This is a genomic window from Haloferax sp. S2CR25 (genome assembly GCF_031624535.1).
GTDB lineage: Archaea > Halobacteriota > Halobacteria > Halobacteriales > Haloferacaceae > Haloferax > Haloferax massiliensis.
On the sequence record NZ_JAMQOO010000003.1, the window covers coordinates 142,192 to 157,930 of the forward strand.

General features: G+C 66.1%; 14 protein-coding genes. 2 read left to right on the forward strand and 12 right to left on the reverse strand.

Annotated features, from left to right (window positions below):
* Window positions 1–106: 106 nt before the first annotated feature.
* Window positions 107–1,426 carry a DUF362 domain-containing protein gene (locus tag NDI65_RS09110; RefSeq protein WP_089780285.1) on the reverse strand — a complete coding sequence of 440 codons (1,320 nt, stop codon included), beginning with the start codon at window positions 1,424–1,426 and terminating at the stop codon, window positions 107–109.
* A gap of 19 nt (window positions 1,427–1,445) precedes the next feature.
* Complete coding sequence (locus tag NDI65_RS09115) at window positions 1,446–1,874, reverse strand: universal stress protein (RefSeq protein ID WP_042662159.1); 429 nt, start codon at window positions 1,872–1,874, stop codon at window positions 1,446–1,448.
* Window positions 1,875–1,966: 92 nt separating this feature from the next.
* On the opposite strand from NDI65_RS09115, the gene NDI65_RS09120 reads away from it, so the two are divergent.
* On the forward strand, window positions 1,967–2,869 hold the full coding sequence (locus NDI65_RS09120) for a dihydrodipicolinate synthase family protein (RefSeq protein WP_089780283.1): 903 nt from the start codon (window positions 1,967–1,969) through the stop codon (window positions 2,867–2,869).
* A gap of 147 nt (window positions 2,870–3,016) precedes the next feature.
* Here NDI65_RS09120 and NDI65_RS09125 read toward each other — a convergent pair whose 3' ends face one another.
* The 9 genes from NDI65_RS09125 to NDI65_RS09165 form a co-directional block, all read right to left on the reverse strand.
* The gene (locus NDI65_RS09125; protein ID WP_089780281.1) at window positions 3,017–3,793 is read right to left on the reverse strand and encodes an aldolase/citrate lyase family protein; all 777 of its coding nucleotides are present in this window, start codon (window positions 3,791–3,793) and stop codon (window positions 3,017–3,019) included.
* Between the two features lie 64 nt (window positions 3,794–3,857).
* A complete protein-coding gene (locus NDI65_RS09130; protein ID WP_089780278.1) occupies window positions 3,858–4,931 on the reverse strand; it encodes a hypothetical protein in 1,074 nt (357 codons plus the stop codon).
* 4 nt (window positions 4,932–4,935) lie between these two features.
* A complete protein-coding gene (locus tag NDI65_RS09135) occupies window positions 4,936–5,220 on the reverse strand; it encodes a hypothetical protein (protein WP_042662186.1) in 285 nt (94 codons plus the stop codon).
* Window positions 5,221–5,254: 34 nt separating this feature from the next.
* A complete protein-coding gene (locus NDI65_RS09140) occupies window positions 5,255–6,394 on the reverse strand; it encodes a hypothetical protein (RefSeq protein ID WP_089780276.1) in 1,140 nt (379 codons plus the stop codon).
* Window positions 6,395–6,401: 7 nt separating this feature from the next.
* On the reverse strand, window positions 6,402–7,457 hold the full coding sequence (locus NDI65_RS09145) for a 3-isopropylmalate dehydrogenase (RefSeq protein ID WP_089780275.1): 1,056 nt from the start codon (window positions 7,455–7,457) through the stop codon (window positions 6,402–6,404).
* Between the two features lie 101 nt (window positions 7,458–7,558).
* Window positions 7,559–8,713: a sn-glycerol-3-phosphate ABC transporter ATP-binding protein UgpC gene (ugpC, locus tag NDI65_RS09150; protein WP_042662164.1), complete on the reverse strand. Its 1,155-nt coding sequence runs from the start codon at window positions 8,711–8,713 to the stop codon at window positions 7,559–7,561.
* 93 nt (window positions 8,714–8,806) lie between these two features.
* Window positions 8,807–9,640 carry a carbohydrate ABC transporter permease gene (locus NDI65_RS09155; protein ID WP_089780273.1) on the reverse strand — a complete coding sequence of 278 codons (834 nt, stop codon included), beginning with the start codon at window positions 9,638–9,640 and terminating at the stop codon, window positions 8,807–8,809.
* A 2-nt stretch (window positions 9,641–9,642) separates the two neighbouring features.
* Window positions 9,643–10,584 (reverse strand): sugar ABC transporter permease, encoded by a 942-nt coding sequence (locus tag NDI65_RS09160; protein WP_226908756.1) that lies wholly within the window; start codon window positions 10,582–10,584, stop codon window positions 9,643–9,645.
* 64 nt (window positions 10,585–10,648) lie between these two features.
* Window positions 10,649–12,232, reverse strand: coding sequence for an extracellular solute-binding protein (locus NDI65_RS09165; RefSeq protein ID WP_226908755.1), 1,584 nt, complete (start codon window positions 12,230–12,232; stop codon window positions 10,649–10,651).
* A gap of 131 nt (window positions 12,233–12,363) precedes the next feature.
* On the opposite strand from NDI65_RS09165, the gene NDI65_RS09170 reads away from it, so the two are divergent.
* Window positions 12,364–13,920, forward strand: coding sequence for a TCP-1/cpn60 chaperonin family protein (locus NDI65_RS09170; RefSeq protein ID WP_042662167.1), 1,557 nt, complete (start codon window positions 12,364–12,366; stop codon window positions 13,918–13,920).
* 55 nt (window positions 13,921–13,975) lie between these two features.
* Here NDI65_RS09170 and NDI65_RS09175 read toward each other — a convergent pair whose 3' ends face one another.
* Complete coding sequence (locus NDI65_RS09175; RefSeq protein ID WP_089780268.1) at window positions 13,976–15,661, reverse strand: TCP-1/cpn60 chaperonin family protein; 1,686 nt, start codon at window positions 15,659–15,661, stop codon at window positions 13,976–13,978.
* Between the last annotated feature and the right edge of the window lie 78 nt (window positions 15,662–15,739).

Consider the following 15,739-nt stretch of genomic DNA (forward strand, 5'->3'; position numbering starts at 1 on the left):
TAGAATATAACGTATTTGTGAAAACTGACAATTCGTGAGATAGTTCGAAGCGGCGTGCGACCGAGTCGGTCCGACCGCCATTCGCTCGGTCCGGTCCGCGCCGTGACTACTCCTCGATAGCAGAGACGAGCGTGCCGTCGGCATCGAATTCGAGGCGTCGACGTTCGCCGATTTCGACGTCGTCTCGTCCCGCTAAGTCTTCGAGCACGGGTTCGGAAGCCAGCATCGTCCCCGGTTCGAGCGTGTTGGTGATGCGGCCGATGCGCATCTCACTCAGGTCGGGGACACCGGTCATCGAAGCCGCGAGAACGAACGCCGTCGCATCACAGGGGACGACAAACGGAATCTTCGAGCGTTCGGGTTCGCCGCTCGTGGTGATGTTGACGTACATATCTTCGAAATTGACCGCTTCGACGAGACTTCGGTTGACGTAGTCGGCGAGGCCGATGCCGATTGCGTTGCCGTGCGACTCCGCCGTGACCGAACGGACGTAGATGCGCGTTATCTCCGGCGAGTTCACTTCGGGTTGGTTGTGGAACCAGACCCGGCCGACGACGTTCGTGTCCATCCCCGTCCCGCTGATGTTCTTTCCCAGTTCGTCGACCATCAGGAAGTCCAACTGGTCGACGGGGAGCGACGGGAACAGCTCTTTCGACCGTTCGAGCAGTTCAGACTCCCGTTCGGGAAGCCCCTCGGCGGGGACGCCCTCGATGAAGGCGGCGCGCTCGTGGTCGTTCTCGACGACGGCGATACCGCCGACGATATCGGTCTCGGCGAGCAGTATCTCCGCGCGCTCGGGGATGACCTCGTCGAACCCGCGAGCGATTGCGGCGTTGTGCATGTTCTCGGCTCCGCGGTGCTTCCCGAGGCCGACGACGGCCATCTTACAGAGCCCGGATTCGATCGGACCGCGGTAGTCGGTGTGGAGTTTCACGCGGTTCGCGAGGAGGATTGCATCGGCTTCGAGCGCGTCTCTCGCCGCGTATATCGGCTCGCCGTTCGGGTCTTCGGCGACTCGCTCGACGGCCATCGACGAGCGGATTTCACAGCCCATCGACGCCTCGGTGACGCCGAGCGAGGCCAACGTCTGGACCTGTCCGTCCGCGGTCGCGCCGCCGTGGCTCCCCATCGCGGGCATGATAAACGGGTCGAGGTTCCGGTTTTGGAGTTCCTCGACCACCGCCGCGAGGACGGCCGGCATGTCGTGAATGCCGCGACTTCCGGCCGTAATCGCCACCGACGACCCCGACGGAAGCGTCTCGAACGCCGGTATGTCGTCGAGCGCCTCGACGGCGCTCGCTCGGACGTCGTCTACCTCCGGGGGGTCCGAAACCGAGCGGACGGTCGCGAAGGCCGGAAGGTCGTCTACCGAGGCGTCGTTTACCGCTTCGAGTCGCTCTCGGCTGGGGAGGTCGAGTGTAACCATCTGTGTCTGAGTCCCGTGTTCACTTTTCGTCCATGACCGCGACGACGGGGACGTCCGCGCTCAGGAGGACCGACTGCGTCGTACTTCCGAACAGCGCCTTCCCGACCGCCGTACGCTTTCGCCCGCCGATGACGAGGTACGACGCGTCGAGTCGCTCCGTCTCGCCCAGCAGTTCGTCGACAACCTCGCCGACGAGGCCGCGCGTCTGGACCTGTCCCGGCCGGTCAGTGGTCGCTTTGACGACGGAGCGTGCCACCGATTCGGCGTCGTTCTGACCGTCTTCGACCGTGTACCCCGTCTGGTGGACGTCGTCTCTCTCCTCGAACTCTCTCTGGTTGAGAACGTTGACGACGACGAGTTGGTCGTCGAACGCGTCCGCGAGGTCTTCGCCGATCGTCACGACGCGGTCCGGTTTCTGCTCTCCATCGACTGCTGCCAGTATCGTCATCGTGTGCCATGTTTTCACATATGTACATAAATCTTGACGCCTCGCGCCGAGCCGTGAGAACATATAACTGGCATCGGCGGGAGTACGAGACGATGACAGACGTAGCACGACGGTTCGCTGGTGTACACTGCCCGCTCGTCACGCCGTTCGACGGTGGCGCGGTCGACCACGAGGCGCTCGAAACACTCGTCGACCACGTCGTCGACGGCGGCGTCGATGGACTCGTCCCCTGTGGAACGACGGGTGAGTTCGCGAGTCTCGACGACGCCGAGTTCCGCGCGGTTCTCTCGACGACGGTCGAGCGGGCCGACGGCACGCCGGTGATGGCGGGCACCGCCGCGACGAGCGTCAAAGCGACTGTCGACCGAATCGACGCCGCGGCCGAGGCCGGTGCAGACGCCGCGCTCATCACGCTTCCGTATTTCCACGGAGCGAACGACCCGGCCGGCGACGTCGCGTTCGTCGAGGCGGTCGCCGACGATGCGGCGCTCCCGCTGTACCTCTACAACATCCCCGCCTGTGTCGGCCGGTCGCTCGACGCGGACGCCGTCGTCGAACTCTCCGGGCGCGACGCGGTCCTCGGTCTGAAAGATTCGAGCGGCGATTTGAACTACTTCTCGGAGCTACTCCGACGGACTCCCGAGGGGTTCCAACTGTTCGAAGGGTTCGACAGCCACCTCGTCCCGGGACTCGTGTTGGGCGCGACCGGGGGCGTCAACGCGCTCTCGAACGTGGTCCCCGAAGCGTTCGTCGCCGCCGCGACCGCGGCCGACCGCGGCGACGTCGCCGAGGCGCGCCGAATCCACGAGCGACACATCGCGCCGCTGTTCCAACAGTGCGTCGAACACGGGTTCGCGCCGGCGACGAAAGCGGCCCTCCGCGCCCGCGGCGTCCTCGAAACGGACGAGGTCAGACCCCCGCTCGTCGGGGTCGACGAGGCTGCCCGCGACGAGATTTCGTCGCTCGTCGAGCCGACCGTCGCCGCGTATCGCTGACGGAGCGCACTCGCCGCCTTCGGTTGCCGCGGGCTCGGACCCGAATCGTAGGCGATGCGAAATCCGACGGGGATGCCACCCGACGGCGTCGCAGGCGGACGGAAAGATGGTGCGGGGCGACCGAACGACAGGCGCGCCGTCGCAGCGTCAGTCGCCGAGCGTGGTGCTGTGGTCCAGGGCGTCGACGGCCCCGTCGGAGAGGTGGAGCGCGTCGACGCCGGCGACCAGATAGTCGACACCCCAGTCGATGCGGGTCGCCCGCTGGGCGGCGTCGGTCGCGAGGGTTCCGACCGCCACTCCGGCGTCGGCCGCGGCCGCGACGGTGCGGTCGACCGCTTCGAGGAAGTCGTCGTCGTCCCACTCACCGAAACAGCCCATCGACATCGAGAGGTCGACCGGTCCGATGAACACGCCGTCGATTCCGTCGACCGCCGCGATGGCGTCGGCGTTCCCGACCGCGCGCTCGGACTCCAGTTGAACGTACCTCACGACCGTCTCTTCGGCGGCCTCCACGTGCTCGCCGAGCGTGCGCCCGTACCCCGTCGCGCGGCCGAGACCGAGTCCCCGCGTTCCCGCCGGAGGGTAGCGACTGGCGTCGACGACCGCCGCGGCCTGTTCCGGCGTCTCGACCATCGGAACGAGGACGCCGGTCGGGTCGAGGTCGAGCGTCCGTTTCAGCGTCGCGGGGGCGTCGTCCGGCACCCGGACGAGGGTTTCCGTCTCACCCGGTGCCGCGTCGACGGCGCGAATCATGTCCGCTATCGTCTCGTACGACATCGGCGTGTGCTCCGCGTCCAAGACGACGAAGTCGTATCCGACGCCGGCGAGCAGCTCCGCGGTGCTCGGGTGGGGAATCACGGCCCACGTGCCAATCAGTTGGTCCGGCGACCGTCCGGCGCGTTTCAACCCATCGTGTTCGACCATGTGACCACACTCGGGGGTAGCGCAGGTATAGCTTCGCAATGCTCGGGGGGTTCCAGCGGTCGGTTCACGCCTCGGTCGAACACGCGTACCCCGCATCCGCCGCGCTCGCGCGGAGCGACTCGCCCGCACCGACGAGCGCGCTCGCGTCTCCCTCGACGTTCCCCGACTCGACGCGGTCGGTTATCTGCGCGGCGACCCGACACTCCGCGGCGTGCAGGTCGGCTTCGAGCGTGGCGACGCGTTCGCGCTCGCTCGTCGCCGACGCGTCTTCGCGGGCCGCGCTGAGCTGTGCCGACACCGTCTCGGAGAGGAAGACCGCCTGTCGCCCGTGGGTGGTGAGTTTGTCCGCGTCGTCGCGGTCCCACCCGATTTCGACCGCCTCCTCGCCGAGCGAGTCGACGAGGAACGCGGCCTTGTCGAGCGTGGCGTCCGTCGCGTCGTATCCGGGCGTCGCCGCCGCGCGCGCGTCGTAACCGACGAGCACGGCCCGCTCGGGTGCGCTGTAGGCGTCCGCCGGGTAGGCCGCACCCACGACGCCGCCGGCACCGAAGACGAACACCACGACGAGGAAGAGCCCGAGGAACGCTCTGGGGGCCCCTCGAACCGGCTTGCGGGCGAAGAAGGGGTGTGCGCGCGTCCGTTCCATCGTCAGCGACGCGACGCGTTCGACGAGCGCCGCCAGCGAGTGCGTGTTCTGCGACGCCCCCGTCACGACGAGGCGGCCGTCGCCGGCGACGCGAACGAACGAGTTGTGAAATCCGGTGTGGCGAACGTTGAGGCCGCGCCCCTCTCCGAATCTGTCGCGGCGGCACTCGTCGTACTCGTCCGCCGCTTCGACGGCCGCTTCGATGTCGGTGAGCGCCTGCTCGGCGTCGCTCACGGTGTCCGCCGAGACGAAGATGGAGTCGCGCTCGAAACTGAGTCCGGAGCCGTTTCGTCGGTACTCGGCGAGCCGTCGAAGCGCGAACTTCGCGTGTGCGGCGACCACCGGAACCGCCGGGAGGAGGACGACGGCGACGAGCGCCGTGACGTACCCGCCTCTCGAAGCGGGGCCGTAGCCGTATCGGAGTTCGACGAAGGCGAGGGCGACAGCGAGCGTCAAACAGCCGACGACGACGAACGCGCGGAGTTTGTTCATGCCGTCACCCCCCGAGGAACGTCTGTTTGATGCGGCCGAAGAGCCCGACCTTCCGCCGCTTACTCTCGGCTTCGAACACCGGTCCGAGTTTGGTGACGAGGTCATCGTAACTCTCGAATCGGTCCGCCTCGGCCTTCCCGAGTAACTCCGCGACCATGATGGAGTTCCCGTCCGCGTCCACCTGCACGTTCGCCAACGCGTGCTCGCGCTCCACTCGGCGAACTGAGACGGGGTACTCCCAGCCCGACTCCTCGACGAGAGCGTGAACCGCGTCCGGTCCGTGTGTCATGTTCGTTCGTCTGGTTTCATCGACCATAAACCTTTCACGGGGCGGTCGGAGGCGCGGCCGTCGACGGCGCGGATTCGTCGAGCAACGAATCGAGACACCGGTACCCCAGCCGACTCCCCGACGGGGACCGCACCTCCGAGAGGAGCGGCCGGGACCAGACGGTCGTCCGGTCCCTCGCGAGGGGGTCGCCGTCCGGCGTGGTCCCACTGACGACGAGCGTGTACTGACCCCACCGTACGACCGTCTCGTTGCGCGGTGCAAACGCCGATACATCCGACTGCGCGGCTCGCAGCGACGGCCACAGACTGATTTCGAGCGTCAGCCTGTGACCGGACGGTGGCACGTACGTCACCGCGTGCCGCGCAGTCGGGTCGCGAAGTCGGTCCGGTTCGTCCGGCGGGTCGGACGTCGCCGGGCTCTGCCGCCACCCGTCGAGTCCACCGGCGCTCGCCCCCGGCACGACGGCCGGGGCGAGTTCCGCTGGGCGAACGTTTCTCGGTGGAGCGGGACAGCCGATGGCCGAGTACGAGACTGTTTCGACGTCGGCAGGCGCGTTCTCGCTTCCGTTTTCACCGCCTTGAGCGTCGGTTTCGGACTTCGGTCGCGCCGTCGCCGTCGTTAGTTCCCCCTCGCGCTGGTCGGCAGTCGCGGTGGCGGGTGAATCCACAACCGGTGTCAGACCGGCGTGAGTGAAGACCACACCGACGCCCGCGAAGAGGAACACCGCCACGACTGCGACGACTGCACCGCTCGTGAGGGTCGTCAGCCGGTCGACGCCCCGTGACTCGTCGGCGGAATCGAATCGGGGCGAGCAAAAGCGGTCCGCCGAGGGGCCGAGATAGCCCGCGAGTATCTCGGCCGACCGGTCTCTGTCGACCGCGTACCGAACGACGTCGAGTAACTCGGCCGCGTCGACGACGCTCGGGTCGTCGGAGAGCCGGGACGTGACTACGACATCGCCGGCGACCGCCGACGGGGGCCGGTGAGTCACGACGAGGGAACGCGGGGTGCTCCCGTCGCCGACAGTGATGGTGGCCCCATCCCGCGCGACAGACCGGCCGCGTTCGACCCAGAGGTCGGACACCAGTCGGGCGAACGTCTCCACGTCGAGGCGGCGCAGCCGCGCCGCGAACTGGCTCGCGTCGTCACCTCGGTTCCCGCGAAGGCGGTGCATCGGTCGATTAGAGGCGCGTCCTGATGTCTTCGACGACCGTCTCGGTGGTGGAAGACCCGCCGAGGTCGGGGGTTCTCGGTGCCGTTTCGTCGGCGAGTTGTGACTCGACCGCGCGCCGGATGTCACGGGCGACCTCGCTCTCGCCGAGGTGGTCGAAGAGCATCGAAACCGAGAGGACCGTCGCGAGGGGATTGGCGATTCCCCGTCCCGCGATGTCCGGGGCGCTCCCGTGGACCGGTTCGAACATCGACGGGGAGTGCCCCTCGACGTTGATGTTCGCCGAGGGGGCCATCCCCATGCTCCCGCTGACGATGGCTCCGATGTCCGTGAGAATGTCGCCGAAGAGGTTAGACGCCACGAGGACGTCGAACTCCTCCGGCCGTCGGACGAGGTCCATCGACGCCGCGTCGACGAGCAGGCGTTCGACGGTCACGTCGGGATACTCGGACGAGACCTCCTCGACGATTCGGTCCCAGAACACCATCCCGTGTGCCTGTGCGTTCGACTTCGTCACGTTCGTCAGCCGGCCCTCGCGCGACCGGGCCTCCTCGAACGCCGCACGGACGACCGTTTCGGTCCCTTTTCGGGTGTAGACGGCCGTCTGAACCGCGACTTCGTGCGGATAGCCCCGATGCTCGTGGCCCCCCGCGTCGGCGTACTCGCCTTCGGTGTTCTCCCGGTAGACGACGAAGTCGATATCGCCCCCGTCGTATCCGCGGAGCGGGCTCTCGACGCCGTCGAAGAGCACCGAGGGGCGCTTACAGACCTGCTGGTCGAACGCCTTTCGAATCGGGAGCATCATCCCGCGGAGCGTCACGTGGTCCGGAATCTCCGGGTGTCCGACGGCACCGAGGAGAATCGCATCGCACGGTTCGAGCGTCTCGATGGCATCGTCCGGCATCATCGACCCCGCTTCGAGGTAGCGTTCGCTCCCCCAGTCGTACCGCGTCGTCTCGACGTCGAATCCGCCCGCGTTAGCGGCGTCGTCGAGGAGCGGCCGCGTCGCATCGATGACCTCGACGCCGATACCGTCCCCCGGGAGAATCGAGATAGAGTATGTCACACACGAACGTCGCCGAGTGAGAGCAAAAGCGTTCCCCCGCGGGGGCGGAAATGCCGACGGCGCCGTTGCGGCGGGAGGCGGGGGACGGGGGGTGCGGTTCGTTAGGCTTCCGATTCGATTATCTTCGGCGACGATTCAGCGCGTTCGTGTCCGTGAATCAGCGCTTCCTCGGTGTTGCGGTCGAACAGGTGGAGGTCGTCTTCCTCGAAGGTCACGGTGATGACGTCCCCTTCTTCGGGTTCGGTTTCGGACGGGGCGCGGAGGCGGCACTCCTTGCCCGCGACGTCGAGGTAGATGAAGTTGTCGGAGCCGATGACCTCGACGACGTCGACGGTCGCCTCGAAGGACTTCTCGCCGGAGGCCGACGGGTCGACGTTGAGGTTCTCCGGACGGACACTGAGGACGTATTCTCCCTCGCCGCCGACGAGGTCGACGAGCGAATCGGAGACGCTGTACCTGAAGCCGTTCCCGACGAGCGTTCCGGTCCCGTCGCTTGCGACTTCGAGGTCGACGTCGAAGAAGTTCATGCTCGGACTCCCGATGAAGTCGGCGACGAACGTGTTCGCCGGGCGGTAGTACACCTCCTTCGGCGAGCCGACCTGCTGAAGCTGTCCGTCGTTGAGGATGACGATTCGGTCGGCCATCGTCATCGCCTCTTCTTGGTCGTGGGTGACGTATATCGTCGTGATGCCGAGTTCGGAGTGGATGCGCGAGAGCTCCGTCCGCATGTGTTTGCGGAGTTGGGCGTCGAGGTTGGAGAGGGGTTCGTCGAACAGGAACACCGCCGGTTCGCGGACGATTGCGCGGCCAGTCGCGACGCGCTGTTGCTGCCCGCCCGAGAGGCTACCGGGCTTTTTGTCCAGCAGGTCCTCGATACCCATCATCTCCGCGGCCTCGACGACCCGCCGGTCGACCTCCTCTTTGTTGAGGTCGGTACTCAGGCTGAGGCCGTACCCCATGTTACCGCGAACGGTCTTGTGGGGGTACAGCGCGTACGACTGGAACACCATCGCGATGTCGCGGTCGCGGGGTGAGACGTCGTTTACCGGTTCGCCGTTGAGGCGAATCTCCCCGTCCGTGATGTTTTCGAGCCCGGCGAGCATTCGCAACGTCGTCGACTTCCCGCAGCCCGAGGGGCCGACGAAGACGACGAACTCGCCGTCGGGGATGTCGAGTGACAGCTCCTCGACGGCGACGATTGGGCCGGACGTGTCTTCGAATACTTTCGTAATGTTGTCAAATTCAACGCGTGCCATGGTAACGTATTGTGTGGTTGGTTTGTCGGTCTGTTATTTATTCGTGTCCCCGGGGTGGCAGACGGTCTCCGTCCACCACTGGAACTCGGGTCTTCAGGCACCCCCGAGGCCTTCTCCGACGTAGCGCTGTGAGAGGCCGTAGAAGACGACCGGTGGCGCGACCAGTAGCACCACGGCCGCCATGAGGATGTTCCACTCGCGGAGCACGTCGCTCCCGAGGATGAAGTGAATCGCCACGGTGGCGGTTCGGACGTCCTCGTCGCTCGTGAGGACGAACACCCACAGGAAGTTGTTCCACGCCGTGAGGAACGAGAAGAGCGCGGCCGCGCCCACCGCGGGTGCCGAAAGCGGGAGGACGATGCGCAGGAACGCACCGATTTCCGTGTGCCCGTCGATGAGCGCCGCCTCTTCGATGTTCTCCGGAATGCCCTGTCTGAAAAAGCCCTGTAACAGCCAGATGGTCTGTGGCAGGACGAAGATAGACAGCGCGATGATGATACCCGGCAGGGTGTTTATCAGTCCGAAGACGTAGAACACCTCGTACACCGGGATGGTGATGACGATCCAGGGGAACATGATCGTGAACACGGCGGTGTAGAACAGGAGCTTCCGCCCGGGGAAGTCCAGTCGTGCGAACGCGTACGCGCCCGGAATCGAGAACACCAACGAGATGAGCGTCGCCGAGATGGACACGATAACGCTGTTCTTGAAGAACGTCACGAAGTCGAACTGGTTCCAGATGTCCGTGTACGCGGCGAGCGTCAGCGCGTCCAGCGCCGGGAGGTAGCCCGTCTCGGGGCTAATCGCGGCGAAGTTCGTCAGAAGCGACGTTCGGACGACCCAGAAGTACGGCGTCAGCGCGAAGACCGCGAAGACACCGAGGGCGGCGTACAGCAGGAATCGGCTGCGGCGAGTCTCGTTAATCATGGTTAGACGTACAGCTCCTCTTCGTCCTTGATGACGGTCACGTAGAAGATGGCCGCGGTCATGGAGACGAGGATCATGGCCATCCCGAGCGTGTACGCCCGCGAGAACTGCAGGTTGACGTACGCGGTCTCGTACGTGAGGATACTCATCAACATCGTCCGGGTTCCCGGGCCACCGCCGGTCAACTCGAACGGCTGTGCGAACTCCGCGACGTTCCACGCGGTGCGGAGCGCGAGGATGATAATCGTCGGCGTGACGAGGTGCGGTAACGTCACGTCACGGAAGCGCCGGAGTCGCCCCGCCCCGGCCAGCGCCGCCGCCTCGTACTGCTCGCGGGGGATTCCCACGATAGCGGCGGCGTAGATGATGCCCGCGTACCCGTAGTCGTGCCACGACTGGGCGACGATAAGTGAGACGTACGGCCAGATACCGTCGGCGAGGAACGCCGGCGCCTGAACGCCGAGGAAGTCGGAGAGTATCATGGGGAGCATCCCGAAGTCGCTGTTCAGGAACCACATCCAGATGACACCTCCCGCGAGCGGCGCGGAGAAGTACGGGGACATGATGATCGCGCTCGTCCAGTCTCGCCATCGACTCCGGAGTTCGCTCAGGAGCAGGGCCGCGATGAGGCCGATGACCAGTTGCAGGAGCGTCGTGCCGAAGACGAAGGCCAGCGTCCAGCCGAATGCGAAGTGAAACAGGTCGTTCGTCAGCAGCCACGAGTAGTTTTCGAGGCCGACGAAACTACCGGCTTGGCCGAGCCGGGTGTTCGTGAACGTCAGGTAGACACCTCTGACGATGGGGTAGTAAAACAGGATCGTGAACATCACGAACGTCGGGACGATAAACAGGTAGCCGATCCAGTTCTCCCGAACCCGGTCCATGAGCGTGGTCTCCTCTAGCCCATACTTCTGTCTGATGTTTTGTGTGGTTTCTTGTGACATGATATTTTTGTATTTTATAGCGTATAAAATCGTTTGGGTGGCCTGTTGAGGTGTCTCCCTCCGTCTACTGTGCCAGGCGGTCCTGGATGCGCGAGCGGACGAGCGACGGCGTCTCCTCGATGGTGTGCTGTCCGGCGATGGCTTCGCTTATGGTCTCGTTGATATCGGTCCACCGAATCGGGTCGGTGTCTCTGACGTCCCACGACGCGCCCGTCGTCGAGTACTGCTCGCCGTAGGTGTCGGCGTTCTTGTAGGCCTGCTCGGTGCTCTGTGCGAGTTCGTACTCGTCGAGAATCTTCTGCAGTTTGGGCTGGAGTCCGGGGAGCGACTCGTAGTGTTCGCCCCACGCGGGCAGGACGAACTCGTCGTCGCCGAGGAGGAACATGTTGAGGTCCCACGCGGCGTTCTGCTTCGTGTCGCTCGCGTTGAACAGCGTCTGCTGCTGTTCGAGTGCCCACATGTGGCCGCCGTGTTCGCCTTCGACGCCCTCCAGTTCGCTGATGCCGAAGTTGCTGCCGAACTCGGCGTCGACCTTCGGGTGCGGGAGGAGCATGAAGTCGCCCTCGCCGCCGTTCCAGCCGAACTGGACGTCTTCTTTGATAGCGCGCCAGCGGTTCGCCGTCGGGACGGCGTAGTTGAACGACGCGACCCTGCCGGTCAGCATGAGGGACGGTATCTCCTCGTCGCCGCGCTGGGCGGACTCCGAACTGCTGAACTCGTGGGCCATCTTGACACAGGTCTTGATCATGCCGTCGGTCTTGCCCTGGTCTTCGTGGTCCTCGTTGGCGACGACGATAGTCGGGTGCTCCGGGTCGTCGCTCTGACGCATCCACGGGTCGGTGCCGCCGGTGTATGCCGTCCGTGCGTACCCCCAGTAGGATTCGAGGTCGCCGGGGACGCCGGTTTCCTCGTAGGCGATCGCGTCAGTCTGCTCGTCGATTCGACGGACCGCGTCGAGGAACCCGCTCCACGTCGAGAGCTCCGAGGCCGGGTCGCTGACGCCGACCTGACTGAACAGTTTCGGGTTGATTCCGAGGTTACTGTTCGTGTGGCGCATCCCGCCCGCGGACCAGTACTCACCGCGGTATTTCGCGGAATCGAGGTTCGCGGCCGTGTAGTCGCCGGGGAGTCGGTCCGTCCCCTCGATGAAGGGAGAGTGGTCGGGCACCTTCCCGTCGAGGTAGAACTGGAGCCCACCACCGCCGGACTCGGCCATCGTCGGCGGATTCCCGCTCGACACCGTCGAGGCGAGTTTCGACCGGATGTCCCCGTAGGACGCCGTCTGCATCTTCACCGTGACGTTGCCCTGCTGTTCTTCGAAGGTGCTCAACGACTCCTGGAAGTGCGACTTAATCGAAGAGTTCTCCGCCGCCTGTGCGTTCAGGTAGTCGATGGTAATGCTCTCGGAACCGCTGGAATCGGACCCCGAGTCCGTGTTCGAGTCGGACCCCGAGTCCGTGTCCGAGTCGGACCCGCTGTCGTCGTTGTTTTCTCCGCCGCCACCAGTACAACCTGCGAGCGCACCGAGTGCCCCGACGGTCGACGCGGCCGCCGCCGACTGCATGAACCGCCGTCTCGATGGATGCTCGTCGGTCTCGGTACTGGCGTCTTCACTACGTTCACCACTGCCCGTGCCACTACGTGACATTGTGATAAGGTCAACATACACAATCGACTTAAATGTTTCTCCATTGATGGCGATTTATCATACACAATATGAGAATGGTATTGTGTATCAGTCCCGTACACTTATGATGAGCGACCATCGACAGGACGGTTATGGACTCCGACGCACGGCACGCGCTCCTCGCCGACGTCGACCGCGTGTGCGACCTCGTGGGGACGACGCTGGGGCCGTTCGGGACGAACAAACTCGTCGTCGAATCGGGCGGGCGCGTGACCACGACCGCTTCGAGTAGCCTGCTCCTCGAACGACTCGAACTCGACGACCCCGCGACGACCCTGCTCCGAGACGCGGCGACCGACTTCCGCGACGAGCGGGGGGACGGCTCGACTCGGATGGTGCTGTTGACGGGCGCGCTGCTCAGTCAGGCGGACGACCTCATCGAACGGGGGCTTCACCCCACGGTCGTCGCGCGCGGGTACAGGGACGCGTTCGACGTCGCTATCGACCGACTCGACGCGCGTGCCCGTCCACTGTCGCTCGTCGGTGCCGAGCGGGTTGCGGAGACCGCGCTCACCGGGACGCGGAACCCGGCCACCCGCCGACACGTGAGCGAAGCCATCGCGAACGCCGTCACCGACGCGTCGGCAGACGATTCCGTCGACGGCGGTCGGGCGAGCGTCGACGTGGTCGCGCGAATCGGCGGCGTCGGCGACACCGAACTCGTCGACGGTGTCGTCATCGAGACCCCGCTGGTCTCGGAGGCGATGCCTCGTCGTCAACGAGACGCCGGCGTCGCGCTCCTCTCGTCGACGGTGGACGTCCCTCGACTCGGCGGGGCGACCGACTCGTCCGAGCGGTCGATTTCACTCGACGTGGATTCGTTCGAAGACCGAGCGGACATCGGTGCGTACGAGCGCGACCAGTTCCGGCGGACGCTGTCGGACGCCGCCGAAGCCGGGTGCCGGTTCATCGCGACGCAGGGCGCAATCAACGACCGCGTGAAGACGCGGGTGGCAGACGCGGGCATCACCGCAATCGAGCGCGTCGACGACGACGTCATGCGGCGGCTCGTTCGAAACACCGGCGGGCAGGTCGTCCCCACGCTCGAAGACGCGACGCCCGAGACGATGGGAACCGCCGACGTGGGGTTCGAACGACTCGCCGGACGAGAGTTCGTCACCGTCGAGGGGACCGCCGAACGGGTGTACACGCTCCTGTGTCGCGCACCCGACCCGCGGTCGGTCTCGGCGTTCGAGGCCAGTGCCACGAGCGCCATCAGCGCGACGTTCCACGCGCTCGCCGACGAGCGGGTCGTCCCCGGCGGCGGGGCGACGGAAATCGACCTCGAACGGTCGGTTCGGGAGGCCGCGCGGGGGACCGCGAGCCGCGAACAGCTCGCGATGGAGGGGTTCGCTCGCGCGCTCACGGCAATCCCGCGACAGTTGGCCGCGAGCGCGGGACTCGACGGCTGGACGGGCGTGCTCCGCCTGCGCGTCGCTCACACGGAGGGCCGTTCTTCGATGGGCGTCGACGCGCTCTCGGGCGAGATTCGGGACGTTCTCGACGCGGACCCGGTCGTCGAACCGCGTCGTCTCCAGCGCGATATCCTCGGTGCGGCGACCGACCTCGCGGTCCAACTCATCCGAATCGACGGACAGCTTTCCGCGTCGGACCTCGCTGACGACGAACCGACGCCGCCGGTACAGTAACCGGCTCCCCGGTCGTCACTGTCTCTGTTCTGCGGAGCGCGAAAATCGCTTCGAGCTAGTCGTGTTCTATCTGCGGGTCGAGCTCGTCCAGATCGATACCGGGAGAGACGACGGCGTCGATGGTGGAGAGCTGTTCCGACGTCGCAACGGCGCTGTCGAGCGCCTGTGAGAAGACTCGTCGCGGCTCGACGACGCCGAGTTCCCACGCGTCCGCCGGTTCGCCGCGCGCGGCATCGAAGCCGACCGGTGCCGGGTCGGTCGCCGCGTCAGCGTGCGCGGTTCGAACGGCGGCGAGAGCTTCGAGCGGGTCGTAGCTGGCGTTACGGGCGAGCGTCTGCACGAGCGATTCGCACACGTCGGCGAACGCCTCGATCGCGAGTTGCTCTTTCCCCTGTACGCCGCTCGCGAACCGTCGAAGGTCCCGAGCGACCGCGAGCGGTGCCGCGCCCGCACCCGGAAGGACCTGTCCGTCCATCGCCGCGACCGCCGTCGTCTCGACGGCGTCTTCGACGAGTCGTTCGTGGGCCGTCCGCCCCTGTTCGGTGGGCGTCTCGACGACGACGGTGAACACCGGTCCCTCGCACTCCCCGATGGTCGTCCACTTCTCGTCTCCGACTCGCCGCTCGGTCACGCGCCCCGCTCGGCCGAGCTTCGACTCGTCGAGGTCGGAGACGTGGCCGACGACCTGCGCCCCCGTCGCACGGGCGACGCGGTGGACGTCCGATTTCGGGTACTGCGCGCGGTCGACGACCGCGACGCCCCGCGATTCGAGCGCGTTCTTGACCGCGTCATCGAGCTCCGCGCGCACGACGAGCACGTCGACACCGAGGCTGGCGACGCTCGCCGCCACGTCGTCTATCGCGCTGGTACGCGCCGCGGTGTAGGCCGTCACCGCCCCTGCCGAGCCGAGCGAGACGGCCGCGCCCTCGCCGCTTCCGAAACTGGTCGCCGTCTCTTCGACATCGATGTCGCGTTCGAGGACGGCGATTCGGGCGTCCGACAGAACACCTTCGACGGACGGTGTCCAGTCGAACGAGAGCCGGCTCTTCTCGCTCGTCTCGTGGGCACCCGGTCGTCGTCGAATGACGTGGCCGCGGACGAGTGCTACCCCGTCGCCGGCGCGCGTTCGCACGCTGACGTCGTCGGTGTCGAACCACTGCCCCTCCGTCGACCCCGCGAGCTCGGCGACCGCCGTCGAGACGACGTCGGCGTACGCGTCCCGACGAGACTGCGAGAGGTCGGTCGTCATGGCCGTGTCGGCGACCTCGCGAAGGCGGTCGCGGTCGGCGGCGGTAATCGGGCGCGCGAGGTCGTCGAGTACCTTCCCCGCCCGGTTCGCGGCCATCGCGTATCCGACCGTCAACGTGCCCTCGTGAAGGCCCGACTCGCTGAGTCGAGCACCTTCCTCGACGAGTCCGGCGGCGAGGAGCGCGGCGGTCGTGGTCCCGTCGTGGAGTCCGCGTCGGACGGAGTCGAGGCCGTCGACGAACAGCGCGGCAATCGGGTGAACGAACCCGTCACCGCGTTCTATCGCGTCGAGGAGTCGACCCGCATCGGCCGTCACGACGGTCTCGGGCACCTGTTGCCCGTCGACCGTCTGCACGAGAGATGTGGACCCTCGGGGGCCGTAGGTCGAAGCGAGGAGAGACTCGACCGCACGGGTCGCACCGACGACGTACGCTCGCGCCGCCTCGTCACGGGCGAGCCAATCGCCCGTCTCCGCGTTCGTGTCGTGAGCCATAGTTTGGCGGAGCGTAGCACGGTATATAAATCTATGTTCTGTTCGATTGCTGTCACCTCAACTGCTAAGTGGACGGGG